At 54.8% G+C, this 24,925-nt stretch carries 30 protein-coding genes and 1 tRNA gene; 12 read left to right on the forward strand and 19 right to left on the reverse strand.

The genetic code is table 11. The features are described 5' to 3' along the window. Nucleotides 1–64: 64 nt before the first annotated feature. Together ACZ5PA_RS04205 and ACZ5PA_RS04210 are read left to right on the forward strand one after the other, a co-directional pair. Nucleotides 65–697, forward strand: a complete 633-nt coding sequence (locus tag ACZ5PA_RS04205) for a TrkA C-terminal domain-containing protein (protein WP_464931023.1) — start codon at nucleotides 65–67, stop codon at nucleotides 695–697. After that, nucleotides 694–2,022: an APC family permease gene (locus ACZ5PA_RS04210; protein WP_464931024.1), complete on the forward strand. Its 1,329-nt coding sequence runs from the start codon at nucleotides 694–696 to the stop codon at nucleotides 2,020–2,022. Before ACZ5PA_RS04205 ends, ACZ5PA_RS04210 begins: the two co-directional genes overlap by 4 nt. On the opposite strand, the gene ACZ5PA_RS04215 is transcribed toward ACZ5PA_RS04210, so the two are convergent. From ACZ5PA_RS04215 to ACZ5PA_RS04245, 7 genes are all read right to left on the reverse strand, one after another. Next, on the reverse strand, nucleotides 1,981–2,685 hold the full coding sequence (locus ACZ5PA_RS04215; RefSeq protein WP_464931025.1) for a mechanosensitive ion channel domain-containing protein: 705 nt from the start codon (nucleotides 2,683–2,685) through the stop codon (nucleotides 1,981–1,983). The two genes, ACZ5PA_RS04210 and ACZ5PA_RS04215, sit on opposite strands and share 42 nt — an antisense overlap. 143 nt (nucleotides 2,686–2,828) lie before the next feature. Then, nucleotides 2,829–3,875 (reverse strand): NOG1 family protein, encoded by a 1,047-nt coding sequence (locus ACZ5PA_RS04220; RefSeq protein WP_464931026.1) that lies wholly within the window; start codon nucleotides 3,873–3,875, stop codon nucleotides 2,829–2,831. A 142-nt stretch (nucleotides 3,876–4,017) separates the two neighbouring features. Next, entirely contained in the window at nucleotides 4,018–4,341 is a 324-nt protein-coding gene (locus ACZ5PA_RS04225) for a hypothetical protein (protein WP_464931027.1), read from the reverse strand. Continuing rightward, complete coding sequence (locus ACZ5PA_RS04230; protein WP_464931028.1) at nucleotides 4,316–4,735, reverse strand: 30S ribosomal protein S11; 420 nt, start codon at nucleotides 4,733–4,735, stop codon at nucleotides 4,316–4,318. The genes ACZ5PA_RS04225 and ACZ5PA_RS04230 overlap by 26 nt, the downstream gene beginning before the upstream one ends. Nucleotides 4,736–4,770: 35 nt before the next feature. Next, nucleotides 4,771–5,103 (reverse strand): hypothetical protein, encoded by a 333-nt coding sequence (locus ACZ5PA_RS04235; protein WP_464931029.1) that lies wholly within the window; start codon nucleotides 5,101–5,103, stop codon nucleotides 4,771–4,773. Then, nucleotides 5,103–7,028: a CBS domain-containing protein gene (locus ACZ5PA_RS04240; RefSeq protein ID WP_464931030.1), complete on the reverse strand. Its 1,926-nt coding sequence runs from the start codon at nucleotides 7,026–7,028 to the stop codon at nucleotides 5,103–5,105. Before ACZ5PA_RS04240 ends, ACZ5PA_RS04235 begins: the two co-directional genes overlap by 1 nt. A 22-nt stretch (nucleotides 7,029–7,050) precedes the next feature. Next, nucleotides 7,051–8,181: a hypothetical protein gene (locus tag ACZ5PA_RS04245; protein ID WP_464931031.1), complete on the reverse strand. Its 1,131-nt coding sequence runs from the start codon at nucleotides 8,179–8,181 to the stop codon at nucleotides 7,051–7,053. 211 nt (nucleotides 8,182–8,392) lie between these two features. On the opposite strand from ACZ5PA_RS04245, the gene ACZ5PA_RS04250 reads away from it, so the two are divergent. Further along, nucleotides 8,393–9,586, forward strand: coding sequence for a redox-regulated ATPase YchF (locus ACZ5PA_RS04250; protein ID WP_464931032.1), 1,194 nt, complete (start codon nucleotides 8,393–8,395; stop codon nucleotides 9,584–9,586). Here ACZ5PA_RS04250 and ACZ5PA_RS04255 read toward each other — a convergent pair. From ACZ5PA_RS04255 to ACZ5PA_RS04265, 3 genes are all read right to left on the reverse strand, one after another. After that, on the reverse strand, nucleotides 9,576–10,025 hold the full coding sequence (locus ACZ5PA_RS04255) for a sigma factor-like helix-turn-helix DNA-binding protein (RefSeq protein ID WP_464931033.1): 450 nt from the start codon (nucleotides 10,023–10,025) through the stop codon (nucleotides 9,576–9,578). The genes ACZ5PA_RS04250 and ACZ5PA_RS04255 overlap by 11 nt on opposite strands. Before the next feature lie 131 nt (nucleotides 10,026–10,156). Next, a complete protein-coding gene (gene pyrH, locus ACZ5PA_RS04260; protein ID WP_464931034.1) occupies nucleotides 10,157–10,813 on the reverse strand; it encodes a UMP kinase in 657 nt (218 codons plus the stop codon). Further along, nucleotides 10,810–11,304 carry a hypothetical protein gene (locus ACZ5PA_RS04265; protein ID WP_464931035.1) on the reverse strand — a complete coding sequence of 165 codons (495 nt, stop codon included), beginning with the start codon at nucleotides 11,302–11,304 and terminating at the stop codon, nucleotides 10,810–10,812. The genes pyrH and ACZ5PA_RS04265 overlap by 4 nt, the downstream gene beginning before the upstream one ends. Before the next feature lie 166 nt (nucleotides 11,305–11,470). On the opposite strand from ACZ5PA_RS04265, the gene ACZ5PA_RS04270 reads away from it, so the two are divergent. After that, a tRNA-Pro gene (locus ACZ5PA_RS04270) sits at nucleotides 11,471–11,588 on the forward strand. Here ACZ5PA_RS04270 and ACZ5PA_RS04275 read toward each other — a convergent pair. From ACZ5PA_RS04275 to rtcA, 3 genes are all read right to left on the reverse strand, one after another. Further along, nucleotides 11,589–11,978 carry a CBS domain-containing protein gene (locus ACZ5PA_RS04275; protein ID WP_464931036.1) on the reverse strand — a complete coding sequence of 130 codons (390 nt, stop codon included), beginning with the start codon at nucleotides 11,976–11,978 and terminating at the stop codon, nucleotides 11,589–11,591. Nucleotides 11,979–12,221: 243 nt separating this feature from the next. Then, nucleotides 12,222–12,650, reverse strand: a complete 429-nt coding sequence (locus ACZ5PA_RS04280; protein ID WP_464931219.1) for a helix-turn-helix domain-containing protein — start codon at nucleotides 12,648–12,650, stop codon at nucleotides 12,222–12,224. Nucleotides 12,651–12,706: 56 nt separating this feature from the next. After that, nucleotides 12,707–13,759: an RNA 3'-terminal phosphate cyclase gene (gene rtcA / locus ACZ5PA_RS04285; protein WP_464931037.1), complete on the reverse strand. Its 1,053-nt coding sequence runs from the start codon at nucleotides 13,757–13,759 to the stop codon at nucleotides 12,707–12,709. A gap of 42 nt (nucleotides 13,760–13,801) precedes the next feature. Between rtcA and ACZ5PA_RS04290 the strand changes: the two genes are divergently transcribed. Genes ACZ5PA_RS04290 through ACZ5PA_RS04300 form a run of 3 tightly spaced genes read left to right on the forward strand, consistent with a single transcriptional unit; the run spans nucleotide 13,802 to nucleotide 16,190 of the window. Beyond that, nucleotides 13,802–15,199 carry an acetate--CoA ligase family protein gene (locus tag ACZ5PA_RS04290; RefSeq protein WP_464931038.1) on the forward strand — a complete coding sequence of 466 codons (1,398 nt, stop codon included), beginning with the start codon at nucleotides 13,802–13,804 and terminating at the stop codon, nucleotides 15,197–15,199. Then, entirely contained in the window at nucleotides 15,196–15,975 is a 780-nt protein-coding gene (locus tag ACZ5PA_RS04295) for an SAM hydrolase/SAM-dependent halogenase family protein (protein WP_464931039.1), read from the forward strand. Before ACZ5PA_RS04290 ends, ACZ5PA_RS04295 begins: the two co-directional genes overlap by 4 nt. 20 nt (nucleotides 15,976–15,995) lie before the next feature. Further along, the gene (locus tag ACZ5PA_RS04300; protein ID WP_464931040.1) at nucleotides 15,996–16,190 is read left to right on the forward strand and encodes a hypothetical protein; all 195 of its coding nucleotides are present in this window, start codon (nucleotides 15,996–15,998) and stop codon (nucleotides 16,188–16,190) included. On the opposite strand, the gene ACZ5PA_RS04305 is transcribed toward ACZ5PA_RS04300, so the two are convergent. Continuing rightward, complete coding sequence (locus tag ACZ5PA_RS04305; protein WP_464931041.1) at nucleotides 16,180–16,839, reverse strand: DUF47 family protein; 660 nt, start codon at nucleotides 16,837–16,839, stop codon at nucleotides 16,180–16,182. The two genes, ACZ5PA_RS04300 and ACZ5PA_RS04305, sit on opposite strands and share 11 nt — an antisense overlap. Nucleotides 16,840–16,940: 101 nt before the next feature. Between ACZ5PA_RS04305 and amrS the strand changes: the two genes are divergently transcribed. Together amrS and psmB are read left to right on the forward strand one after the other, a co-directional pair. Further along, nucleotides 16,941–18,062: an AmmeMemoRadiSam system radical SAM enzyme gene (gene amrS, locus ACZ5PA_RS04310; protein ID WP_464931042.1), complete on the forward strand. Its 1,122-nt coding sequence runs from the start codon at nucleotides 16,941–16,943 to the stop codon at nucleotides 18,060–18,062. 23 nt (nucleotides 18,063–18,085) lie between these two features. Beyond that, nucleotides 18,086–18,700, forward strand: coding sequence for an archaeal proteasome endopeptidase complex subunit beta (gene psmB, locus ACZ5PA_RS04315; protein WP_464931043.1), 615 nt, complete (start codon nucleotides 18,086–18,088; stop codon nucleotides 18,698–18,700). On the opposite strand, the gene ACZ5PA_RS04320 is transcribed toward psmB, so the two are convergent. Together ACZ5PA_RS04320 and ACZ5PA_RS04325 are read right to left on the reverse strand one after the other, a co-directional pair. Next, nucleotides 18,697–19,359 carry an endonuclease V gene (locus ACZ5PA_RS04320; RefSeq protein WP_464931044.1) on the reverse strand — a complete coding sequence of 221 codons (663 nt, stop codon included), beginning with the start codon at nucleotides 19,357–19,359 and terminating at the stop codon, nucleotides 18,697–18,699. The genes psmB and ACZ5PA_RS04320 overlap by 4 nt on opposite strands. Then, a complete protein-coding gene (locus tag ACZ5PA_RS04325) occupies nucleotides 19,337–20,026 on the reverse strand; it encodes a DUF357 domain-containing protein (protein WP_464931045.1) in 690 nt (229 codons plus the stop codon). Before ACZ5PA_RS04325 ends, ACZ5PA_RS04320 begins: the two co-directional genes overlap by 23 nt. A 67-nt stretch (nucleotides 20,027–20,093) precedes the next feature. Between ACZ5PA_RS04325 and ACZ5PA_RS04330 the strand changes: the two genes are divergently transcribed. Beyond that, entirely contained in the window at nucleotides 20,094–20,288 is a 195-nt protein-coding gene (locus ACZ5PA_RS04330) for a hypothetical protein (RefSeq protein WP_464931046.1), read from the forward strand. Here ACZ5PA_RS04330 and ACZ5PA_RS04335 read toward each other — a convergent pair. Further along, on the reverse strand, nucleotides 20,275–20,700 hold the full coding sequence (locus tag ACZ5PA_RS04335) for a UPF0179 family protein (RefSeq protein ID WP_464931047.1): 426 nt from the start codon (nucleotides 20,698–20,700) through the stop codon (nucleotides 20,275–20,277). The genes ACZ5PA_RS04330 and ACZ5PA_RS04335 overlap by 14 nt on opposite strands. Nucleotides 20,701–20,728: 28 nt before the next feature. On the opposite strand from ACZ5PA_RS04335, the gene ACZ5PA_RS04340 reads away from it, so the two are divergent. Together ACZ5PA_RS04340 and ACZ5PA_RS04345 are read left to right on the forward strand one after the other, a co-directional pair. Beyond that, nucleotides 20,729–21,661 (forward strand): RIO1 family regulatory kinase/ATPase domain-containing protein, encoded by a 933-nt coding sequence (locus ACZ5PA_RS04340; RefSeq protein ID WP_464931048.1) that lies wholly within the window; start codon nucleotides 20,729–20,731, stop codon nucleotides 21,659–21,661. Next, nucleotides 21,658–23,418 carry a DUF460 domain-containing protein gene (locus ACZ5PA_RS04345; RefSeq protein ID WP_464931049.1) on the forward strand — a complete coding sequence of 587 codons (1,761 nt, stop codon included), beginning with the start codon at nucleotides 21,658–21,660 and terminating at the stop codon, nucleotides 23,416–23,418. The genes ACZ5PA_RS04340 and ACZ5PA_RS04345 overlap by 4 nt, the downstream gene beginning before the upstream one ends. On the opposite strand, the gene ACZ5PA_RS04350 is transcribed toward ACZ5PA_RS04345, so the two are convergent. After that, a complete protein-coding gene (locus ACZ5PA_RS04350) occupies nucleotides 23,415–24,626 on the reverse strand; it encodes a methionine adenosyltransferase (RefSeq protein WP_464931050.1) in 1,212 nt (403 codons plus the stop codon). The genes ACZ5PA_RS04345 and ACZ5PA_RS04350 overlap by 4 nt on opposite strands. Beyond that, nucleotides 24,623–24,883: a U6 snRNA-associated Sm-like protein LSm6 gene (locus ACZ5PA_RS04355; protein ID WP_464931051.1), complete on the reverse strand. Its 261-nt coding sequence runs from the start codon at nucleotides 24,881–24,883 to the stop codon at nucleotides 24,623–24,625. The genes ACZ5PA_RS04350 and ACZ5PA_RS04355 overlap by 4 nt, the downstream gene beginning before the upstream one ends. Between the last annotated feature and the right edge of the window lie 42 nt (nucleotides 24,884–24,925).

A 24,925-nucleotide genomic window follows, 5' to 3' on the forward strand; every position in this document is an offset into this window, starting at 1 on the left:
TGCGCAACTTAACATACTCCGAATAAAAGCGCTTAAGCTTATATTCCGGTAGTTGCACCACGACGTGGTCAGAAAGGCGCTTGTGATAGACAGCGGCGACGATCTCGCCAAGCTGGTGATAGACGCGTTGGCCGACAACGGCTATGTGGTTCACTTGATCTCGAGCGAACACAGAGGAAAGGAGTTCGTCAAATATCCAGTTTATATACATACGATAAGATCCGAGACATATGAGGAATTGCTCGATAAGATAGGGCTAGAGGACGTGGAGGTTGCGTTGTTGATCTCCCCCAACGACTCGTTGAACTTGTCCCTAGGCAAGCTCTGTAGGTCCAAGGGGGTTCCCCGCGTAGTAGCCGTAGTGAGGAACCAGAACTATGTAGAGGAGGCGGACGAATACGGCATCATAACCGTGAGCGCATCGCAGTGCGTCTTCGGTAGATTGTACAGAGTGCTTAACTTGAAATACACAAAAATCACGCCGCTCAGAGGCGATTTAGCTATCCTGGAGATGTACGTCACAGCGGATTCCAAGGCCCTGGGCAAGAGCCTAATGGAGATAGAGGAATCTTACGGAGTCAAGGCTGTATTGATGAGAGGCGACGACATCATAACTTCGCCCGACGAGGTTGTGCAAGAGGGCGATCAGCTCGTAGCTTTAGGCCCCGCCGAGATATTGAAGGACCTCTCGTCATGAGCAAAGATTGGCTACGGCGTAAGCTCGGAGTCTTCGATATATACTCACTGGTCCACGCGGATTCCCAGTCGACTTTCTACTTCGCCTTAGGCGTTATAGCCGCGGCCGCGGGGAAGCTCACGTTTTTAGTAGTGTTATACGGCACGGCGTTGATGATCGCCATAGCGTTGGCCTACGGCGAGATGGGATCGCGGTTTCCCGAAACGGGCGGCTCTTATTTATATGTAAAAACGGCTCTCGGCAAGACTGCGGCGTTCTTCTCAGCTTGGTTGCTCGCTCTCGATCAAGCGATAATGGTGGCCTACGGCTCCCTCGATGGCATCTTGTACCTAGCTAGTATGTTGTCCTATTATGGAATAAACATTCCCTATATGTTAGCCCGCGCCCTCTCTTTCCTAGTGGCCTTCGCGCTCTTCATGCTCACGTTAATAGGCATAAAGGAGTCGGCCAGAGCCGCTGCCACTGTGGCGATACTAGACATCTTATTGGTGGGCGTGTTGACGGTTCTCATGGGATTAATCTTAGAGGTGAGGACTCGGCCTCCCTACTTCTCATGGCGCGACGTGCAAGTACAGGACACGTGGGCCGCCCTCTCTTACGCCTCCAGAGGATATACCGGCATGGACGCTATAGGACAACTGGCCGGCGAGGCCGAAATGCCGCTAGTGCAAGTGCCCAGGGCAACTCTTCTGGCCGCCGGGATCGGCGCGGCGTATGGCCTTGGCCTCACCGCGTTGCTCATGAACAGCGTTGACTATAACGCAATAGCCTCTAGCCCCGCGACGGCCTTGGTCGATATAGCGGCCTCCTTGCCTTATGGCCGTCTACTAGTGCTCCCTGTCGGGATCACGATAGTCATGATCCAGATCATGGCCGCCCTCGCCGGCTTCGTGGCCTTCTCGAGGCTTATGTACATATTAGCCGAGGAAAGGCTGTTGCCGCCAACCCTTTCCAAAATACACCCCAGATATAGAACGCCCCATCTTTCATTAGCGTTGTCCATGGCCGTAGCAACAGCGTTTCTGTTGCCTGGCGAGATCTATGTGATAGTTGACGTCTACGGCACATCGTCTCTCATAAACTACTTGATGGTGTCGTTTTCGTTGCTCGTGGTGGTGCGCCGCGGCGATTTATACGGAGCCTTGAAATCCCCTACCGTGAGGGGCATCTCGCTCGTGGGCGTTTTCGGAGTTGCGCTCACGGCGTTGGGCGTAGCCCTATCCACTATTGTAAGGTATCGGGAGGTGTGGGTTATCGGCTTGTGGGCCCTTGCCGGGGCGTTCTTACTCCTTAGAGGCAAGAAAAGCATAAGCCCTATCAAGTAGGGCATATCTCAACTCCTCCTCCCTGCGCGGATCCCTCAATATTCCGCGAGCTACTAACACGATGCCCTTGTACTTGATATCCTCTACATCTATGCGGAAGTTCTCCACGCCGAATTCAGAGGCCACGGCGCCCAGCGCCGCCCTCAGCTTGCTCAAGTCAACGCCGTGCGGTATATATAGGTAAACCCTTATTTCATGGCCCTCCTCTACCTTAATTAGGTTGAAAGGCTCATGTATCAATATCGTGTAGGGCACGTGTACTAGGTTACGCCTTATGTCCCTTATAACGAGGGCCGTGGGCCTCATGGCCACCACATAGCCCGCCACTTTGCCGCTCTGCAAGAAGTCGCCTATGCGTATGCCGTGTATTCTAGATATAAAAATACCCGCAAAGTACTCCTCGATCACGTGCCTCAACGCGATCAACACGCCCGCTAGAGCGAAGGCGAGGAACATCACCATGAGTATGAAGATGGCATACACGTTGAAGCTCAACGTCATTACTCCGAGGAATATAACTACGGCTAGAAGCACGGCTATACCGTTGAATAGGACAGGCGCCTCTATCTCCAAGCTTTCCGAGAGCTTTGCAAATCCCAGCCTCGCTACTACGTAGGAGACCGTCGAGACTCCAAGAGCTAGGGCTATCACTATCGCGTCCACGTCTGGGCGTCACCCCGTTTAATAATATCTATCGGCCTTTCGCGTCCGCAACGCGCTAAACGCTACAACGACAATAGTCGAGCCGCGTTCAGCCGGCTAAATCATGAATGCGATAAGAGCATATTTGTGGGGAAACTCTACGACTAGCTCGTGTTCGAGGCAGGGCCTCGTCTATGGGCTCTAAGCCTATCCAGCATATACGGAACGTAGTACTTCTCTAATATCATGGATTTCAGCTCCTCGACCCCACTACACGACGCCGCAGATATACGCGGAGGGCTGAAGCCCAACGCCGCCTCGACCCTCTTCACGTCCTCCTCGTCGGCCAAGTCAATCTTATTCAAGACAACAACTATAGGCGCATTGAAACGGCTCCTTATACCGGCGAGAATACTCAACTGCATGCGTTGATCATAACCGCTGTGAGGTGTTGGGTCTATCAAGAACAAGACGACCTTGGCGAGATATCTCAAGGCCAGAACAGCTTGGAGCTCTATCTTGTTCATCTCCTCAAGGGGTCTATCCAGAAGACCTGGCGTATCCACGACTTGTATCTTGTCGCCCCTCACGAAGATATGGCCGACGTGTATCTGCTTCGTGGTGAAGGGGTACTCGGCAACTTTCGGCTTAGCGGTGGAGATGCACCTCACTAAGCTGCTCTTCCCCACATTAGGGGCCCCCGCTATCACTACTGTGAAGAGCTCTGGATCGATATCGGGCAACCTCCTGAGAAACGAGGCGGCCGACCTAGCCACGTCCAGCTCTGGCGCTAGGTCCTCTATTATGTCGACAATTCTGGCCACGTACGACTTCCTCACCTTGTACACTTGCCCCTCGCTTAACGCCGTTTTCAAGGCCAAGAGGGCCTCCTTGGCGATGGCCCTCACGGCAGAGGGGGCGTTGCCTATCCTCCCCAACGCGTGTTTGTACTTATCAACGCCTATGCCGAGGTCCAATAACTCCTTGTAGAACGGGTGCAAGTCGGCGACGAAGGGCATGGCGATGGCCATATCTCTGAGAGTCTCCGCGAGGTAACGCGACGACTTCTTTATCCTAACGGCCTCGAGGCGCCTCAGCCTCTCTATGCCGGGCTCCACTGAGGGGCTCTTAGCCTCTACCGATTTATAGACGCCGAAGAAGAGGCTCTTGAGCTCCTCGGCTGAGTATATATACGGCGTGTTGAAACGCATGGATGATATCGGCTGTTTATAAATCAGCTCTATCCGCTCTTCATAAATCGGCGTAGCTCAGCCACATCACCGCTTTGTCTTAATTTTGGATAAAAATCAGTTGTTCCGGCTTCGGCCATACAGAGCCCCAAATGCCTATTCATCACGTCCAGGTCCTTGCCTCCAAGTTTATAACGCTGTCCAACGTCTTGACCTCGTACGTGGAGCACTTCTCGACATCGACCACGTAGTTGAGATCCGCATCGTTATAGAGCCGGACGGGGAAATCCATATTATCGCCCGAGAGGGCGCGCAGATCTGCCAAGATGGATTCGAGGGAGCCGTTCTTAACTAACAACACGAGCTTTCGCGCACGTATCCTGGCGTACCTCAGAGCTTGCTTGGTCCAATCGCTCGGGCGATCCTTAGAGTAGTCGATCTCCAGCACTAGGCAATCGGCCTTAGACCCTCCTGCCCTTGCGGCCATGCGGAGGCCTAATTGTGTCGTGCGGAATAGGCGTGACGTCCTCGATCCTGCCTATGACGAGTCCTGCCCTAGCGAGAGCTCTGATCGCGGCGGAGGCGCCCGGACCCGGCACCTTCATCCCATAGCCGCCCGGACCCCTCACCTTGATGTGCACCGCGTTTATGCCCCTAGCCAGAGCTAGCTGAGCTGCCTTGTATGCGGCCTGCATGGCGGCCCAAGGAGAGGGCTTGTCCTTATCGGCCTTGACCACTTGCCCCCCGCTGGCTCTGGCCACTGTCTCCGCGCCTGTGAGGTCCGTTATCGTGATGATCGTGTTGTTGCTGCTGGAGTATATCCAAGCTATCCCCCATCTCAATTTCTGAGGCTTAGCTCCCTGCACGTCGCTTGTGGACACAAAAGGGGGTTTTGATCCCCGTTAATATACTTTGCTCAAGACCAGGCCCAAGTGGGCGCCTCCGACACGGTAGCTGTTGACGCCAACGCCTCCACGACTTTCTCGTAATCGGCGCGTATTCTGAAAAGCTTCACCCTGGACGCCTCGCCATATATCAACTCGGCGTTTAGCCCCAACCTCTCGAATAGCCTGTAGGCCGATGAGACGTCCCTCAAGGGCACTTCCTCGCAGGAATAGAGGACGAGGTCAGCGCCCTCGACTACTAGCCTCTCCTCGCCGTCTGGACAGCCCCTGACTACGACAAGCCTTAAGTAGACGCCCTCCGGAGTCGCCCAAGTGTTCAGCTCCGTTGCGGTTCTTGCGTCCATTAGGCCTCCACCCTCTTCGCCGCCTCGCTCTTAAACGCGACGTATACGCGGGCCAAATCGCGAACTATGTCAAAGCCCGTCAAGGCTCCGACCAGCCTCCCGCGTTGGTCCACGACGGCTAATATGCCGTGTTGTAATACGCGTCTGGCCGCCTCCTTGGCGTTCATGTTCGGCGGAACCGCAGGCGGCGGATCGTCAGAGATATCGGAGGCAATGAGGGTGCCTGCCTTCGGGTACCTCAAGCGGCCAGCACCCTCTTTGCGCCCCCCGCTCTTAGTCAAGACGAATACCCTCTCCCCTCTGAGGCTCTCCTCTATGGGAACCAGCGAGAGCTTGTTGTCTACTATGGACCCAATTACGTCGTTGCCCTCGGCGACTAACACGCCGTCTAGCTCGTACTTTCTCATGACCTCGACCACATGCGATAGACTATGCATCGGGTTGACGACAGCTAGATCCGCCGGCGTCATGAGCTCGGCCACCGTCGCGTCGTCTCTGCCCCTATCTGCGTAGGCCTTGACTAAGTCGTCTCTGGTCACCACGCCCATGGGATTCCCCCTCTCGTCGAGCACTAGCACGTAGTCGAGGCCGGCGGAGAGCATCGCATAGGCTATTTCCTCCGCCGTGGCCTCTGCCGAGAGCTTGGGCACGTCTACCTTCATCACCTCCGACGCTGTGCCGTCCTCCCTCAAGATTTTGGCTTGTTCTCCCGGCATTACGTTCTCCCTCAAGACGAGCCTCTTGCCCTTCTGCACCTTCCAATATCCCAGGGACTTCTCGGCTAAATATAATAAGAGATCGCGCCTAGAGATGAACCCCACGACGTTGCCCTCCTCGTTCACCACCGCCACGACGGGAGCGCCGGTCTTGACCATGACCTTCCTCACGTGGGACACGCTATCTAATAAACCCACTGTGGGCACGTCGGTTCTGACCAGCTCTTTAGCCCTGATGCCCATGGCGAACTTAGCCGGCTTCACGGCCTCCCGAGGCTTAGCCTCCACGGCGCCCGTCAAGGCCCGCTCGGGCTCTACGTCCTCTCTCCCCTCTTTAGGCCCCTCGAAATAGGCGCGTAGAACGTCCCAAGCCGTGACCGCGCCGATGGGTTTGCCGTCTTTGTCCACGACGGGCAAGACGTAGACTCCTAAAGAGGCCATGGCCCTCGCCACGTCCTCCACAGGGGTTTTGGGAGTGGCCGCCGGCACTCCGCTAGATTGTAGAGCCCTAGCCTTGACTTGGACCGCGTCGTCCGAAGACCCCCTGCTCGCGCCTTTGCCGAAGAGCGGGCGCGGCTCCCTCTTGGGCCTCAGCCACGCAGATGATTTGATAAAGTCCCAGACGGTCAACACGCCGGACACCACGCCCTTGAAGTTCACCATCACGGCGCCCTCAACCTCGCCTCCGGCTAGCCTCTTCATCAGCCCGTGGATCTGTTCCCCCTCTTCAATCACCTCCACCGACTCGCCCGGCTTGCTATATACCGCGTTGACGGATTTAGCCCTCGGGACCATATGCTTCACGGCCTCAAGGAGCCCGCGAAGAGTCGCTATGCCTAAATATTTGCCGTCCTTGTCGACGACGACAGCCCCGGGAGACCTCCTCTCCTTTAGGGCCTTGTAGAGCTCCTCCAAGATCGCGTCGGCCCGCACGAAGACCGCGTTGCTCTCTACTTCTCCCACCTTCTTGTCGTCGGATCTGTCCTTGAGAAGGAGGATCGAGTGGGGGTACAGGACCCCCTCGACGTCGTCCACGAAGGCGTTTTTGAAGACCGGCAACACGTCGTGGGGGAACTCCTTGAAGTAACGCCACGCGGCCCTCAGAGTGTGCGTCGGGACGAGCCTAACTGCGGGGACCTCGAGGATATCCTTGACGAATCTAGGAGCCGGCGCCTTTGCCTCCTCTACCTTGACCTCAACTCTTTCCATGATAGAAATAGGGCACTATTATTTAGTTCTTGTCCCAGAGGAATCCGTGGACCGGTACCCCGCCCACTAGGCCCACGTACTCGCCGTCCCTGAGCTTCTCCGCGTATCTGCTCAGGGGTAGGGGCTGACGGCAGGCGTACGGCCCGACTATTAGATAATCGCCCTTGGCTTGGACAGGCCTATCTGTTATCAACACGAGCCCGGTCGCCCCGGCCTTCCTCAAGAGCTCGAACAGATCCTCCGAGAACGTGACGATATAGCCCCCGAACTTGGCCTGGAGCAAGTACGCTATCAGCAAAGACCTCGGGTCCTCCCCCAGCTCTAAGACGCCGACGGCGTCGGGCCAAGCGTCGAGGCCCCTTATGAGATCTCTCAAAAAGGCTATGCCGGGGACTTGTAAATCAACGGGCCCTCCCTTAGTCAATAAAAGATAGGCTTCTTGGAACAGCTCGCGGCTCCAGATTCCGGCCGCTCTGAGGGCTACATCGACGGCCTTCAGCGCCTTGTCTAAGGGGACGTCACGGATGTCGGCGGTTGCGTTAGGCGCGCCGCGCGGCGATAGTACATACGCTTTTTCTAGTTTATTTATTATTATATTGAAATTTTCTTTATTTGTATATATTATTATTGATTTTTCTATACTATCTAATGGAGGGAACAAGAGATATAAGTATTCATTAAATATTGATATAAACTCCGTCGACGCCTCGCGGCCCGACTTGATCGATAGGGGGAGGCAACGCGGCTTTTTGCACTTATAGAGGAGGGATTCCCTCTTGGCGAAGAACATCAAGTCGTCCTCGACGAAATCGCCGCCGCGGCCTAACGCATAGAAGGCGCGAGAGCCCTTAACTATTACGTCGTATTGTAGCCTTTCGAGTTTGGGCTCAAGTTCGCGTAGGCGTATTTCGATTAACCCACTTCGGCTCAGCCTAACGCCGGCAAGATAGCCAGAGGCGGCCGCCAGTGCTAAAAAAGCCGCTCTGGCCGGGCCTCTGAGGGGCGCCTCGGCCATTAGGCCTAAGGCAGCCGCGGAAAGGGCCGCAGAGGGGTAGAAAGGAGCGATTAGGACCGAGATGATGCCTAACGCCAATGCGACGGCCTTTACGGCTAGGGACGTCTTCAAGAACAAAATAGCTACGAATAACGCCACGACGATCGCGACGACCTCTCTCTCGATGGAGCTGTATATTTTGTATAATTTGCCATATATTTTAATTTTATTATAAAATAAAATTAGGAAAATTATACAAAATATTATATAGACATTATGAAATAATATAAATAATACAAGTATAAACAAGGAAATCAACAACAAGCGCTTAATGCGCACATAGTTAAATTTCACGGCTATATATGGGCTTGTGGTGATCCAATCCAGGGTGCAGATAGGCATAGTGGGCAAGCCGAACGCGGGGAAATCCACGTTCTTCGCCGCCGCGACAATGAAGGACGTCAAGATAGGGCCGATACCGTTCACCACAGTCGAGCCCAACGTGGGCATAGGCTATGCGAGGAAGGAGTGTCCTTGCAGAGAGTTGAAGTGTAACCCGGTAAGCTACGTCGTGATAGACGGAGTTTGCTATATACCCGTGGAACTGGTAGACGTAGCGGGGCTCGTGCCGGGCGCTTGGCAGGGGAGGGGGCTCGGAAATCAATTCCTCGACCATATCAGGAGGGCGCCTGTGCTGATCCACGTCGTCGACGCGTCCGGCTCCACCGACGAAGAGGGGAGGTTGGTCAAGCCCGGCACGAGGAACCCCGTCGACGACGTTGAGTTCCTCGACAAAGAGGTGGACATGTGGGTCGTCTCAATAATAAGGAGGGACTGGGACAAAGTAATCAGGCTCTCGGAATACGGCAAGAAGCCTCTCGTCGATCTCCTCATGGAGAAGCTCGGAGGCTTGGGCTATAAGAGGTCGCAAGTAGAGGACGCGCTCGAGGCGCTCGGCTTGTCGAAGAAACCGCCTAGCAAATGGACCGACGACGACTTCCTAGCCCTAGTACGGAGGTTGAGGAAGCCCATGGTCATAGCGGCTAACAAGGTTGATCTGCCAGAGGGCGAGGAGGGCTATAAGGCCCTCAAGAGGGCGTTCCCCAATAGGATAATAATACCTATGAGCGCTGAGGCCGAGCTGGCCTTGCGGAGGGCGGCTAACAAGGGGCTAATAAGGTATAAGCCCGGCGATCCCGACTTCGAGATCGTCGGCCAGCTATCGCAACAACAACTAGGAGCGTTGGAGAGGATCAGGGAGCTCATGAGGAAATTCGGGGGGACCGGGGTCGAGGCAGCCATAAACGCCGCCGTCTTCGACGCGTTGAAATACGTCGTGGTGTTCCCCGTCGAGGACGAGCGCAAGCTGTCGGACAAGAACGGCAACGTCCTCCCGGACGCCCTCTTGGTGCCGGAGGACGCCACTGCGAGGGACGTGGCCTATATGATACATACAGAGATAGGCGAGAGGTTCGTCGCGGCGATAGAGGCCACCACCGGCAAAAGACTCGGCGCGGAGAACAAGGTCAGAGATGGGTTGATCCTGAAGATTATTACGCGCTAGACCTCCCGCGCAGGAGCTTGACCCAAGCGTTTTTCTTAAGAAAATCGGGCAGCTCGCCGCCCGGCGCCCCCTCCGCGACCACGGCCGGCCTCTCCACTACCAGCTTCCCCTCCAGGAGTTTCTCGAGCCGAGAGAGGGCGTCCTCGAGCCTTTTGATCAACGGAAGTAAGTCCACTTGAGGGGCTTGAGGAGCGGCGAAGTTGTAGAGGACCGGCGTGCTGGATATGGGCAACACCACGGCGTAGTAGTGGACTTGCCGAATCGTTTGATCGTTCGCAGAAGACTCCGCCTGAGGCTCGGCCTCGGCCAACCTCCTGTGTTTTGAAAGCGCTTTGTACACCGTGTTGACCGAGATGCCCAACTTGTTGGCTATCTCCCTGGGCCGAAGCCCGCTGGCGTAGAGCTCCACCACTCGTTGCTCGGTTGCTGTGAGCTTCACGGCCATTGGATTGAAGGCGTTATTAAAGGTGGGCGGGTAATATGCGATCCCGCGGTTGGAGCGCCTATCATCGAGGCCCGGGCGGGCCGCCTCCGGCTCCAGCGTTATTACGTATAGTGACTTAATAAAGCTTATTCCGGCAACACTAAGGAGCCTGGGTTGGCCCCCTTGAGGGCCTCCAATAAGAGGCTCGGCCTCTTGCCGTCTATTATATACATCGGAATTTTACTCCTCTTCAAGATCTCCAAGCTCCAGAGGTCCGCGAGCTCGTAGGTGCCGGGCAACGCGTTGGACTTGAGGAGGGCCATTAGCTCCGATGCCTTAATGACGGGGATCCTCCTCGCGTTGGGATTCCTCTTTGGGTCGTCGTCGTATATAGCGTCCACGTTCGCGCAGTTTATCAACGCTCTCGCTCTCACGGCCTCGGCGGCCAGCACGGCGACAGTGGCCGTGGACTGGCCCGGCTGGAGGCCCCCCATGACCACCTTCTTCCTGCGCCCTAGCGCCGTCAAGAGCTCGCTTAAGGACTCCGCGGGCTTGGGGTAGACCTCGTCCCCCATGCCGGCTATGATCAGCCAAGCGTTGAGCCTACTGGCCTCTATGCCTATTACGTCTAAGAGGTAGTTCCCCGCGCCTAGCTCCCTCGCCGCCTCTATGTAGGCCCTTGCGATGGAGCCGCCTCCCGTCACGACGACGGCCCCCTCCTCGAGGGATCTCAATATAGAGGCGTATTCCTTCACCAACGACCTATCGTCGAAGATCCTGCCGGTGAGCTTTACGACGATCATCTGTTGAGGAATTTATCCACGCCCCTCCTTATGCCCTCCTTGACGTATTGCGGGATTTCTATCCCCTCAAGACTAGGCGCAACGCCTTGGCAGACCTTGGCGAGCTCCTCCATGTGGCGGACTGCGTACTCTATCGCGTCTCTGTCGTTGGTGGCGTATATGGGCTCCAACACTGCTTGGTCCGAGCAGTCCGACTGGAGCCAAGCGGCTCTGGACCTGGCTTGCGATATTTTTGTCAAGAGCTCATCGGGGTCTATTTCCCGTCCTCTTAAAAGCACTCTGAGCGACTTGCCCAAGAGCTTCTTCTTGACCTCGACCTTCACGGGCCCCGCCTCTATAGACTTCTCGTCGGCGATGGCTTTCATCACGGCGTCGGCCACAGACGCCAACTCGAGGTCCTCGGCGTATGTTCTCCTGAGCTTAACGCACTCGCACAGCCTAGCCAAGGCGTTGGCATAGCCCTCCGCGATGGCCTCGATCGCTATTTCCATTGGGGTGGGCACGCCTTTAACTACCCGGGATATATTTATTGTGATGAGAACAGGCTAGCCTAACGGTGACGAGGGATCTAAGCGCTGATACAATGGACTCCTCGCGCAAATAGTTGTAGGGACCAGCGCGTGATTAATATTTTTAAGACGAGGGCGAAATGGCGAAGGGGCCGTAGTCTAGCCTGGCAGGACGCGCGGCTTGGCGCGGCTCCAACGAGCCGCGAGTTAGCCCGCGAGGACCCGGGTTCAGGCCCAGCCGCCCAGAAATCCCGGCGGCCCCACCATCAACGCGTTTCAGCCAACTTCTCTAGGGCTATCCTCTCTGCGAGGAGATCCCTTATGGATATCACGCCGTATATTTCCTCGCCCTTGACCACCACGATATGCCTTATCCCGAGCTCTTTCATGAGGCTCCAGACGGCCTCGATATCGTCATTGAAGTTCACGGTCACGACCTTGCGTTTCATGATCTCGTCGACGGGCGCCGTCGGCGGAATCCCCGACGCGATGGCCCTCACGATATCTCTCTCGGAGACGACTCCTATCAGCCGCCCTGAGGAGACCACGGGAAGGAAGCCTATCCGCCGTTCGGCCATGATCTTAGCCGCTTGCTCTATCGTGGTACCCGATTCGACGGTGATGACAGGCTTTTTGGCTATAGCCCCGGCCTTCACGCCTTGTTGTATACAAGTCCTTTAAATCCATGATCCTTGTCGAGGAAATTCGCTATATTAATTAATAAAAATAATTTTCTTATAATAAGATAAATTATTAAAAACTATAATATTATTAATTAAAACTATAAATTAGCACTAAACTAATAAAACTCTCTCGTGGCGAGCCAAGGATATATACAAAAATAGATAATACGCTTTACTTAAATTCAAGTGTTAGTTGGGGCGGGCTAACAAAAGGCGCTATTTAGCAGCCCTTTCTGCCAGTTTTTCGGCCAACGTTGTCCAGAAAATCTCCGCGAGTTCGTTTTTCCTCGGCTGATAGCTCCTCGCGGCCTCCAACACCATTGCGGCGAGCCTCTTCTCCTCCTCGCTGGGCCTTAAGCCCAGCGCCTCGAGCACCCAAGGGTTTTCCCTTATGAAGTCCGCGACCGCCTCGAGAAGGGCTTTCGCAAAGGCTTTCGCCACATCGGGATCTAGGCATGTAGCCCCACCCCTTTTTCCTTCCTCTTTTTCTCCGTCGAATTCTTTCTTGAGCTTCTCCACCTCTTCCTCTGGTATCAGCCACCTATCCCCCTCTCTGACGGCCTTTATCCTCCCCTTCCTCGCCCAATACCTAACGGCGGCAGGCGTTACGTTGAACATCCTGGCCACTTCCTCCGTGGTGTACATCCTCACGCGCGTAGAACTCGACGTGCGTAAAAGTTTTTCTCAGTATTACGTATGTACTACCGCCGCGGCGCGAAGCCCACTCCGTTTACTGAGATGACCGCCGGCCTGGCATCCCTCAGCTCGAACTTAACGGGGAGGAAGCGCTCGATTATGTACGCGTTGGTCTTGGCGTGTAGCGTCAGCTCCGATACTGTGATCTCGCTGGCGCCGTCCGCCAGCGCTATATATAACATGATCATATCGCCCATATGGGCGTCGAGCGAGGCCCCAGAGGAGATCTCCTTGAGTAGCCTCTCAGCGGCCTCCCTGCCCACCGATTCGGCAGGTTTTCCCTTCTCGCCTAGGGCATCTGCTCCGAGCGCCAGCCCGACGTCGGTCTCGGCCCAAAGCACTATGCCCGAGCCAGGCCCCAGCCCGTCTTGTCTGTGTTCTATCGTTATCTCCACAGGAACGCCGAGGTTCCTCAAGACGTCTTCGGCGGCTCTCGCTTGTCTTTCCGCTACGTGCCTCGGCAAGTTGACTGCGTGCGAGATACCGTATATCTTAGTTATAGCCCCCCGCTCCCTCCACACGGCCGGCCTCAGCTTGCCCGCGGGCTCTACGACTAACTCGACCACGCCCCCTCCTCTGGGGTAATGTCCTCGTTTGATCAGCCTTATCGACGCCTCGACGCCTAGACGCCTCAGGAGTTTCAGAAAGACGTTGTTCAGATAATCCACGGGAGGGGCCATGGGGACGTCGGTGCCGCCCCTTATCGTGGTCTTGGATTTACACCCGGCGAACGCTAATATGGGCAATATCGTCTGTATGACCAAGCCGACGCTTCCGGCGGTGCCCACGTCGAAGGAGAACTCCCCGCACCTCAGACCGCGGGGCGCGAACACCAGCCTAGTGGAGCCCAGCTCGGCCCCCTCGACCTCGGCGTTTGTTATCGCGGCGGCTGCCTTGACGGCGGTCAAGTGCTGATGTTGTAGCCCGGGGTTCCTCCTCTTAGCTCTGATATTATAGATCTCCACGGGCTTTAACAATAGGCCAGACAAGGCCAACGACGTCCTCAAGATTTGTCCCCCTCCCTCCCCGTACGCGCCGTCTATGGCGACTGGTTGCACGCGTCGGCTTAAGACGTTAAAATAAAGCTTGTCGACAATACGGTGTCCTTGAAATATTTGTTCTCGCCCGACTCGGTGGCCGTCATAGGCGCATCGCCGAGGCCCAGAACTATCGGGTACACGATCGCCTCCCAGCTTATTAAGAGATTTCATGGAAAAATATATCTAGTTAATCCAAATTATAATGAAGGTATTATAAATGGTATTTCTATTAAATTTTATAAATCAATACTTGAAATTGAAGATAAAGTAGATCTAGCCGTAATAGCGGTGCCTGCCCGTCTAGTGCCCGCCGTTTTGGAGGAGGCGGGCCGTAAGGGGGTCAAGGCGGCTATAATAGTCAGCGGCGGGTTCGCGGAGGTAGGCGACGTCGAGTTGGAGAAGAGGCTCGTAGACGTGGGCAAGAAGTACGGGGTGCGCATACTGGGGCCCAATTGCGTAGGGGTCTACAACGCACACGTCGGCCTAGACACCATGTTCTTGCCGGAGGAGAAGGCATCGAGGCCGCCGGGAGGTCCCATAGCGTTTATATCACAAAGCGGGGCGGTGATGACGGCGGTGCTCGACTGGGCCGCCGAGGAGGGAATAGGCATAGGCCTCGCCGTGAATGTCGGCAACAGAGCCGATGTGGGAGAGGGGGAAATACTAGAGGAGCTGAGGAGCGCTGATTACGTTAAGGTAGCTGCGTTGTACCTCGAGGGCTTCAGAAGGCGCTCCGATGTCGTGTCGTTCTTCAGGGCGGCTAAGGAATTCACGGCGGATAAGCCGTTGGTCGTGTACAAGGCAGGGCGTAGCGCAGACTCTGCCAGGGCCGCCATGTCCCACACAGCCGCTCTGGCCGGCAACTACGAGTACTACCGAGCTTTGTTCAAACAAGTCGGCGCTATAGAGGCGGAGGACTTGCTCGACCTCTTCGACTTGGCCCAAGCGCTTGCACTAGCGCCGTTGCCTAAAGGGCCGAGGGTCTTGGTAGTGACGTCGTCTGGGGGCATAGGCGTCCAAGCCACCGACTTCTTGCTCCAGCACGGGCTCGAGGTCCCCAAGACGCCTCCAGACTTGGAGAAGGAGCTGATGCGGTATCTACCGCCCCTCGCATCCCCAGCCAATCCCGTGGACCTCACAGGAGGGGCCACCAACGAGGACTTCGCCAAGGCGTTAGAACTCGGGGTAGAGCACTACGACATGGCGCTAGTGGCCGCGCTCATACATCCCCCCGGCCTCGACGAGGGCCTTGCGGATTACATAATCGAGGTTGCGAGGAGGGGCAAGCCTATAGTCGTGGTGAGCATAGGCAGCTCCCCCGCCGTCAAGAAGCTGGAGATGCGTTTGAGAGGGTTAGTCCCGGTGTACAGCTCGCCTAAAAGGGCGGCGCGGGCCTTATGGGCGTTGTATCGCTATGCCGAGATAAGACAAAAATCCCGTAGAAGTGCGCGTCCATGATCGCACTACTCACCGATTTCGGCTTAAAGGACTACTTCGTGGCCGAGATGAAGGCCTTGATACTGTCAATAAATCCCAACGAGGTCATAGTGGACATAACACACGACGTGCCGCCTCAAGACGTGAACAGCGGCGCCTTTGTTCTCTGGACCTCCTACAAGTGGTTCCCCAAGGGGACTATTTTCGTGGCCGTGGTGGACCCCGGCGTGGGGACTCAGCGCGCCCCGCTTCTGCTCAAGACCAAGAACTACTTCTTCATAGGGCCAGACAACGGGCTATTGAGCATTGCGGCCGAGGAGGACGGAGTCGAGGAGGCGTATAGGATAACCGCGCGGTTGCCGCAGACCTCGTCCACCTTCCACGGCCGCGACGTCTTCGCCTACGCCGCCGCGTTGCTCTCCAGAGGCGTACGGCCGGAATACCTAGGCGTTAGGGTCGCCGACTACGTGAAGTTGAAGAGGCCCGAGGCGGTCAAAGAGGGCGATACGCTTAGAGGCAACTTGATATATATAGATAGATTTGGAAATATATATACATCGATAAACGAGAAATTAATAAAAGAAATAGCAAATTTCGGCGATGAGCTGTGCGTGGATATAGCCGGGAGGTCCTACAAGGCGAGGTTCCTCCAATCCTATGGCTACGCGGAGCCTGGCGAGATGTTGCTTTTGATAAATAGCGAGGGATTTTTGGAGATAGCTATAAATAGAGGAAACGCGGCAGAGAGGCTGGGGCACAAAGTGGGTGAACGAGTTGAGGTGCGCAAGTGTATATAAACGAGCCGCGCATGCGTGATATGATCTCGCTAGAAAGCGCAGGCGGCTTTGTGAAGGTCAGGGCGGTGGTAATGGGGAAGGAGTACGTCGCGTCGGGCCTCAAGTCGGACTACCCTACTGTGCTTGGCCTCTTGGTGATCCAAATGCTCAAGGACGGAGTCCCTCCCGACACGATATGCCGAGCCTTAAAGGAGGCCCTCGGCGCTAGAGCGTAGACATTATGGATATGAGTAATTGAACGGCGTCTTGCGCATTATCGGCGATGCGATCGGCGCTATATATCAACGAGATTATGTGGTTGAACTCCACAGCAGTGAGGTCCAGCTTGTAGACCTCGTCGAGTATGTACTCCTTAACTTCATCGACTTCCTCCTCAAGCGTGCTGACCATTCTCGCGTATCTGCTACAGAATTCAAGATCCCTGCTCTTGCTCAACATCAAGTTCATGTACTCTATAATAGTCCTGTCCAAGTCGAGTACTTCCTTAAATCTACCAACTATTATTTTCTTTATACTTTCATTTTTCCATACTCTATAACCTCGTCTAATTTCTTTTGATATATAATAAATATTATCTAAAATATTATCTATTCTATCGAGCAAGAGTTCCGCATTGCCCATAACGCTGGGCACAAGCGCGCCCTTCGATATGTTGTCGTCAAGGCGTCTGATTATCTCGTCGCCCTCCCTCTCCATCGCCGCTATCTTCCTGACGACCTCGTCTAGGTAATCCTCGGTGAGATCGCTCTTAGAGATCACTTGTTGTATCTGGTCGAGAGCTTGCAACGAGTAGCTCAAATGGGCATTGAGCTGGTTTACCACAATGTCCCAACCCGACGTGAACCAGCGCTTCAAGATACTCACACAACTCCTCGATACATCGATTAAAAATGCTTTGGGCACAATAACGTCGGCTTAATTGCGGCGTTGCGATAAGCTTGTATATACGTGACGGTGTTTTGTCCGTGAAGGAGGCCGTATTGTACAAGCCCCTCGGAGGGGGCCGGGTCGTGTGTACTGCGTGTGCTAGATACTGCAAGATACCAGAGGGCTACTGGGGTTTCTGCGGCGTGAGGGCCAACGTGGGCGGAAAGCTGTACCTATCAGTCTACGGCTTGTTATCGGCGATAGCGGTGGATCCCATAGAGAAAAAGCCGTTGTCCCACTTCTACCCAGGAGCCATGGTGCTCTCCCTATCGACCTTCGGCTGCAATTGGGCTTGCCAGTATTGCCAGAACTTCGATCTGAGCCAGAGGAGGAGGGTCGAGGGGTTCGAGGTGCCCCCCGAGAAGGTGGTGGAGTTGGCCGAGGCATATGGCGCGCACGGGATAACCTATACCTACAATGAGCCCACTATATTCATCGAATACGCCCATGATGTCGGCGTGTTGGCCCGCAGGAAAGGCCTCTTCAACACCTTCGTCACGAACGGCTATATGACTCCCGAGGCGGTTAAATACGCCTCCGATTTCCTGGACGCCGCGACGGTGGATTTCAAGGGCAACGGCAACAAGAAATTCTTGGCCCGTTTCTCCATGGTCCCAGACGTCGAGCCCATATTCCAAGCATTGGAGGAGATGAAGAGGGCGGGGATCTGGGTCGAGATCACCGATTTAGTAGTTCCCGAATACGGCGACGATCTCGAAGACGCGAGGAAGCTCGTAAAGAGGATAATGGATATATTAGGCCCGGAGACGCCTATGCACTTCTTGCGGTTCCACCCCGACTATAAGATGTTGGATCTGCCCCCTACACCTGTGGAGACCTTGGAGAGACACGTGGAGCTCGCCAAGTCGGAGGGGATGAAGTACGTGTATATCGGGAACGTGCCCGGCCATCGCTACGAGCATACCTATTGCCCCGAGTGCGGCCGCGTCGTAATAAAGAGGAGGGGCTTCGATATACTTGAAGTTAATTTAATCGAAAAAGGAGGAGAATACCGTTGTAAGTTCTGTGGTGCAAAAATAAACATAAAGGGGAAGATCTTGCCGACGTGGAAGTTAGATAGCCGCTTCGCCTATGTGCCCATACATATAATGGCTAGGTATATCAAGAGGGCTGAAGCCCCGGCTCCCGACAAGACTTAAATAACGGGGCGTGTGAGAGAGGCATGTCGGAGGAGTACGGCATCGGCGCGACGGCGGTCGGCATCAAGGCTAAGGATGGCGTGGTCCTCGCCGCGGAGAAAAGGATCACGTACGGGTTCTACTCCTTGAGCTCGTCGGGTAAGAAGGTGTACGTGGTCAACGATAGGTTGGCCATAGCCTCTGCCGGCGTCATAGCCGATATGCAGACCTTGGCCAAGATCTTAAAGGTCAACTCCAAGATGTACGAGCTGGACGCCAGGAGGAAGCCGAGCGTAGCCGCGATGGCCAAGTTGCTCTCGGTTATAATGTTCAACAGAAGGATAATGCCGTTCATAGCCGAGGTCCTAGTCGGGGGAGTCGACGAGGATGGTCCGCACATATTCGTGTTGGACCCAATAGGTAGCTTGATAGAGGACGATTACGCGGCGCTGGGCACAGGCGCTAAGATGGCCATAAGTGTTCTCGACATGAACTACAGAAAGGACATAGACGTCGCGGAGGCCAAGAAGCTCGCCATAAACGCCATAAAGGCCGCGTTAGAGAGGGATCCCGTATCGGGCGGCGGGATAGACATAGCGATAATAACCGCGAACGGCGCCAAGGAGGAGGAGGTAAAAGTGAGCACAGTCATCTCCTAACAAGGGGCCTCCCCCCATTTGTCGAACAGAGGAACGCCGATCTTGCGCTTGACTTCGTTGGCCTTGTTGTGGGCCAACAATACGGGCAACACCGATCCCCCCGCGCACAGCTCCTTCACAATACGCACTGCGTCGTCGAGGGTCACCCTATTGCCTAATGATACGTAAAGCGGCTTCTTGCACCTCACCACGGCCCCTATCACCGCGCCGTCGCGAGGATCGACGAGCCTATCGCCGACCACTTCGCCGTATAGCTTAGATTTGGCGACTCCTATCGAGCGTGCGCCCAACACGACTCCCAGATGCGCGGCTATGCCTAGCTTGTAGGGATGCGCTACGCCTTGCCCGTCCACTATCAACAAATCGTAGCCCACGTTAAGCCTTCTTAACGCCCTCACCATAGGCATGAGCTCTCTGAAGGATAAAAGAGTCGGCACGTATGGGAACACCACTTTGTTCGCAGAGCAACCGTAGCCGACTACTTCGCTTCTCTTCATGGAATAGGCGGCCGCCACGGCGATTCCGACATCGCCTCTATACGCCACGTCTAGGCCGACCACGATATCCACATCGCCTAGCGGCTCCTCCATGACCCTCTTCGAGAGCTCCGACTGTACCCTTCTCGCCAGGTCTAGCCTAAATCCTTCTGGCTCCCTCACAGAACGTCTCGAGCACTTTGTTGATTATTTTCGAAGTAGAGCACAGATCGCAGTCGTACAGATCGGCGCGGAGGACTTGGGCCTCAATGCCCCTCCGTCTGAGCTTCTCTGCGAGCGATTTATCGTCGAAATTTTGATTGGCGCCCAGTAGTATCACGTCGGGCCTCTCCTCCTCCACGACCCTCAGCATATCGTCCTCGTAGCCGAGCCTGGCCTTGTGGACATAGTATATGCTCGAGACCAACTTGAGTCTGTTCTCGGCCGGTATCACTATACTCCTCCTCTTGATCCTCGCAGCGTTTACATCGCGGGATACCACGGCCACGACGCGCCCGAGCCTCCACGCTTGTTCCATATAGCTCACGTGTCCCGGGTGCAAGAGCTCGAAGGTGCCCGCTATAAGCACTTTCCGGTAGTTCTTCTCGATCTCGCTCGGCCTATTCCAAGCGAAGTCGACATACCCCAACATCCTCAGCGCGTCCAACAACCCCTCGGCGTATGAGGAGGCCGCAATCGACGTTATGACGTCGCCTTTGGAGAGGTAGTACTTAGCGTCTCTGAGGTAGGCGCCGGCGAGCTCCACTATATCCCTGGCCCTATTGTCGGCGAGTTTAAGAGTGCTCATGGCGTGTTCCAAGTTCCTGACGTAGATCTCAGCCCTATCCACGATCGGTGGGCTTTCCTCGTATTAAAAGCTTTGGTCAAATTTTAAAAATCGCTAGAGTATGGCGGGCATGGCGGAGGAGCTACAAGAGCTCGCCAGATCCTTAGTAGTCGAGTTGAGGCGAGCCGAGGAGTTGGCCAGACAAGGGAAGAGGGACGAGGCCAAAAAGCTGTATAGGGAGTTGAGGAAGAAAGCCGCCGAGAGGGGGCTCTACAAGGGCCTAATAGGTCTGTTCAGAAAAGTAGAACGCCTTATATCGGGCTGACCTCGACGACGAAGAATTCGCGTCCACTACAAGAGACCTTGTCCAATACTTTCAACACGAGCACCTTTTCGCCCGGCCTTAGCGTGTCCTCGTCGGGACATCCGTCGCAGCCGCGGCACTCGCCCTCATAGGTCACCACGACTCCCTCCTGCGCCTTCCTTCTAGGCAATAAGAGCTTGACGGGGAGCTCCTCCACGACTACCGGCGTCATTTCCCCTCCTGTTATCTTACACCTCTGGCCGAGCGAGGGCCTCACCTCGATTATCCTATACGTGCGCCTCGGCTTGAGTCTGCCCATACACACGTGATATAGCTTACAACTGCTACACTCCTCAGGGATTTTCACAACTCTGAATCTATGTCCCGCCTCGGCTTGCTCCTTGGATACTAACGTGACGACGATCCTTCCCACATAAATTTTATTGGAGTAAATATTTTCGGTGTCCGTTAGGTCTTTGATAGAGGCTTATAACGCCTTGGATAAGCTCGACCTCAGAGTTCTCAGGCTCATCGAAATAGCCCACGTGAGGCATCAGTACGTGCCTTATAGGCTCATAGTGCGTTGGGCCAGGGCAGACGAGGGAAAAGTCGGCGCGTCGCTCTCCAAGTTGAATAAGCTAAAGTTAATACAAAGGGAGAAAGGGCCTTATGAGGGCTTCAGGCTGACCTTCAACGCTTACGACGTGTTGGCCCTACATTCGTTGAGGAAGGCCGGCAAAGTCGTGAGCATATCGCCGACGCCGATAGGCGTAGGGAAGGAGTCGGTAGTATACTCTGGCGAGGCTCCGAGCGGCACGAAGGTAGTTTTAAAGCTCCACCGCACAGGTACATCTTCATTTACTAAAGTCAAGAGAGTGAGGAGTTTTTTGGGCAAGAGGAGGCATCTGACGAAGCTCTACGAGGCTAGGCTCTCCGCCCATGCCGAGTTCGCGGCCCTCGCCGTGGTCTTCGACGCGGGCGGCCATGTGCCGGAGCCCATAGCAGTGAATAGGCATGTGGTGGTCATGAAGTACATAGACGGCGTAGAGGCCTATAGGGCGGAGCTGGTCGATGCGAGATCGGCGGCTAAACACGTAGTAGAGACCGTCGAGATAGCGTTGGACAACGGCATAATACACGGCGATTTGACGCCGTATAACATAATAGTGGGCGATAAAGCGTATGTGATAGACTGGCCGCAATGGGTGCCGGCCTCCCACCCCAACGCCGAGGAGATACTGTCCAGGGACCTCTCCTATCTGGACAAGTACTTTTCCCGATACGATATCCATATAGATAAAGAATCAATATTAAATAAATTAAGAAGTAAAAAATATAAAAATATAAATATAAATGAAATTATAAATAATGTATTAAAATCTTTTAAAATATGAAGATTCTAGGCTTAGATATAGTCGCTAGGGATAAGTTCGCCTACTCCGTGGTGGAGAAGGGCGCCTTGATAGAGCAGGGAATCGCGTCGGTAGTCGACTTGCTGAAAGCCGTCAAGAGGCATAGGCCCGAGGTCCTGGCCGTGGATAGCATATCGGAGCTCATGGAACACGGCAAATTAGTTATCAAAGCGTTGGGGAGATTACCCTTCAACATAGACGTAGTCGAGGTGACTAGGTCCGAGAATACGAGCGTGCCCATGGAGGTGCTCGTCGAGAGGCACCTTGGCATTTCCAGAGGGAGGCTGGACCCCCTCGAGACCTCCTACTTTGCGGCCGTGTTGGCAGAGAGGGGTATAGGGGCCAGGATTAAGCTGTACGAGGAGGAGACTGTGATCCTCATTAAGCGCGTGTCCTCGACGAGCCCGGGCGGGATGAGCCGTAATAGGTATATGCGTAACGTGAAGCATAGGATCAGGGATTTGACCGACCGTATATCCAGACGCCTCAACGAGGTCGGGCTCGACTACGATTTGTTCTTCAAGGAGGAGTCAGGCGATATAACTTCAGCGAAGTTCGTGGTGTACGCTAGGAGGGACATAGTTAGGAGGTACGTGAAGCCCTTGAAGAGCCCCGACGTGGTGGTGAGGATATTCTCGGAGCCCGTCAAGTCCTACGAGTCCGAAAGGGGCGGCAACGCCTACTTGATCGTGGGCGTAGATCCCGGCATAGTGACCGGCATAGCCATAATGGACCTCAACGGCAGGGTGTTGCACACGGAGGCCAGGAGGAACCTTTCAAGGGGCGAGTCCTTGAGGCGGATATATCAATGGGGCATCCCCGTGATAATAGCCACCGACGTCGCCGATGTACCCGATTACGTCAAAAAACTCGCCGCTATGTGCGGGGCCACCTTGTTCAAGCCCGAGAGGGATCTCGCAGTTGTCGAGAAGAACTCGATAATCGATAAATTGGGCTACCCCGTGAAGACCACCCACGAGAGGGACGCCTTGGCGGCGGCCTATAAGGCCTACGTGGAGTACAAGGCCAAGTTCGAGAGGCTCGAGAGGGATTTCGGGACTATATTAACGGGGCGGCAGCTGGAGGAGGCCAAGGCTCTAGTGGCGAGGGGGAAATCAATAGCGCAAGCAGTCGCCGAGATCCTCAGAGGAGGCAGAGATGCCAGCTACACGAGGATAATCTACGTACCCGTCGAGAGGCCTTGCAAGGACCTCGACGAGCAGAGCAAGATGAGAATAGCCGCGCTTGAATACGAGAAGAGCCAGCTCGAGAAGGAGGTAGAGGAGTTGAGGTCGAGGGTGGCGTCGTTGAGCCGAGCGCTCAACGACTCGCTCTGGAGAGATGCCAAGTATAATGAATTACAGAGGCGTATAGAGGACCTTGCGCGATCCTTGAAGAGCTGCGAGGAGTCCAAAGAGAAGCTGGCAGAAGAGCTATTGGACGTAATGTTGGGCATCGTCGACGGGAGGTATAAGCTCTATAGAGAGGACGAGATCTCCGAATGCAAGAAGAACGGGGGCGTTCTCTGCAGCGACATTTCGACAATAGAGGAGGCCGTGAGCAACGGCATATTGGGCGTTCCCCTTAAGCTCGTGGCTAAGTACAAAGTGAGGGGCTATTACATCGTCGACGAGAACAAAAGGAGGGAGATAGCCGAGAGGATAAGGGCTGCGCTAGCGGAGAGGAAGGTGGATTTACGGAAAATCCTCGAAGAGTACAGGAAACGCTTGCCGGGCTAGAACAGTCTGACCTTGCCCTCTAGTATCAACTGGGTGATGGAAGTGGCCTTGCCCAGCTCCTCGGACGCTATGGCCTCAGCCTCCCTCTTGATCTCGTTCGTGAGGTCGCCGCCCTCAGGTATTACTTCCACGTTGAGCATCTTCGGCTCCGTTATAGGCTTGCCTATCTGGCTGACTATCTCGACCGACACCTCCTTAACGCCTTTCACCTCGGCGTAGATCCTATCGGCTATCTTCTGGGCCAAGACGTTGTATATTTTGCCCACGTGGGATACCGGGTTCTTGCCGGCCGCCGCCTCCATCGACATCACTCTCATGGGCGTTATGAGCCCGTTCGCCCTGTTGCCCCTCCCGGTCATGCCGTCGTCTCCGTGCTCAGCGCTGGTGCCCGTGACCGTCAGATAGAATATGTTGTATTCGGGCTTATCCGCCGTGTTGACGTCTACCGATACGTTATAGCCCGGCGCTATCTTGGCAGCGAGGTCCTCGATGCGTTTTTTGACCTCCTCCTTCACGGACAAATAGTGGTCTTTATCTTTGACGAGCTGGCTTATCATCGCGGCCGCTATGGTGAGCCTTATGTCCTTGTCGACTCTTATCCCCATCACTTTGACGTCCTCTCCGACTTCCGGCAACCTCGACTTGAACTCGGCCGAATTAAGCGTCCTCTCAACTCGGTACACTAAGTTCTCGAGAGGCGAAAACGGAGCGTAGCCAACGCCTATTGATGTGTCGTTGGCCAACGGAACTGACTTCACGCCGAGCTCGTAAACTCCTGTCAAATCCGCAGAGCCTTGCCCTATTCTATAGTCTATGACCACGTGCCTATCCGGGTCCAAGAATCTGAAGTTCTCTTTTATCCACCTCCTTGCCGCCTCTAATATGATAGGCCCCACGGGTATCCTCTCGACATCTCCTCCCCTCCTCACCTCCACGGTGGCTCTACCAGACACGAGTATGTATATTGGCTGGATCACCTCGCCGCCTCCGAACACAGGCCGCGCCTGGCCTCCAACGACAAGAGTCTTGTCTACGTTGTGGTGGAGTATAACGCCGTATTTTTGCAAGTAATATCGCGATAGGTACAAGCTGACATACTCCGAGATGCCGTCAGCTATATAGTCCGGATGGCCTTGCCCCTTGCGTTCTACTATCTCTACGCTTTGCTCCGCTACGGGCAACCTATTGGCTTTAGTTACCGTGATCATGCCGCCGCCTCCTCGCTGGAGATATAAATTATCTGGCTCCCTCTTATGAGGATTCTTCCGTATTTCATCTTCGTCGTCCCGTTCTTGTCGAGCTCTTCTGCGTCGTCGAGGACTAAGTTCATACAAGAGTCGTATATGCTCAAAACGCCCTTGACGACTACATCGCCCTTAAGCCTAGCCACGACGATTTTGTTCACCATTTTGGAGAGCGTCTTCAACGGCGATGGTAGTTTCAATTGCTGGGCTTTGTTCGACATTGCGAGACCCTTAACGTCAGTTAATAAAATTTTACGCGGGAT

The organism is Thermoproteus thermophilus, from assembly GCF_055392855.1.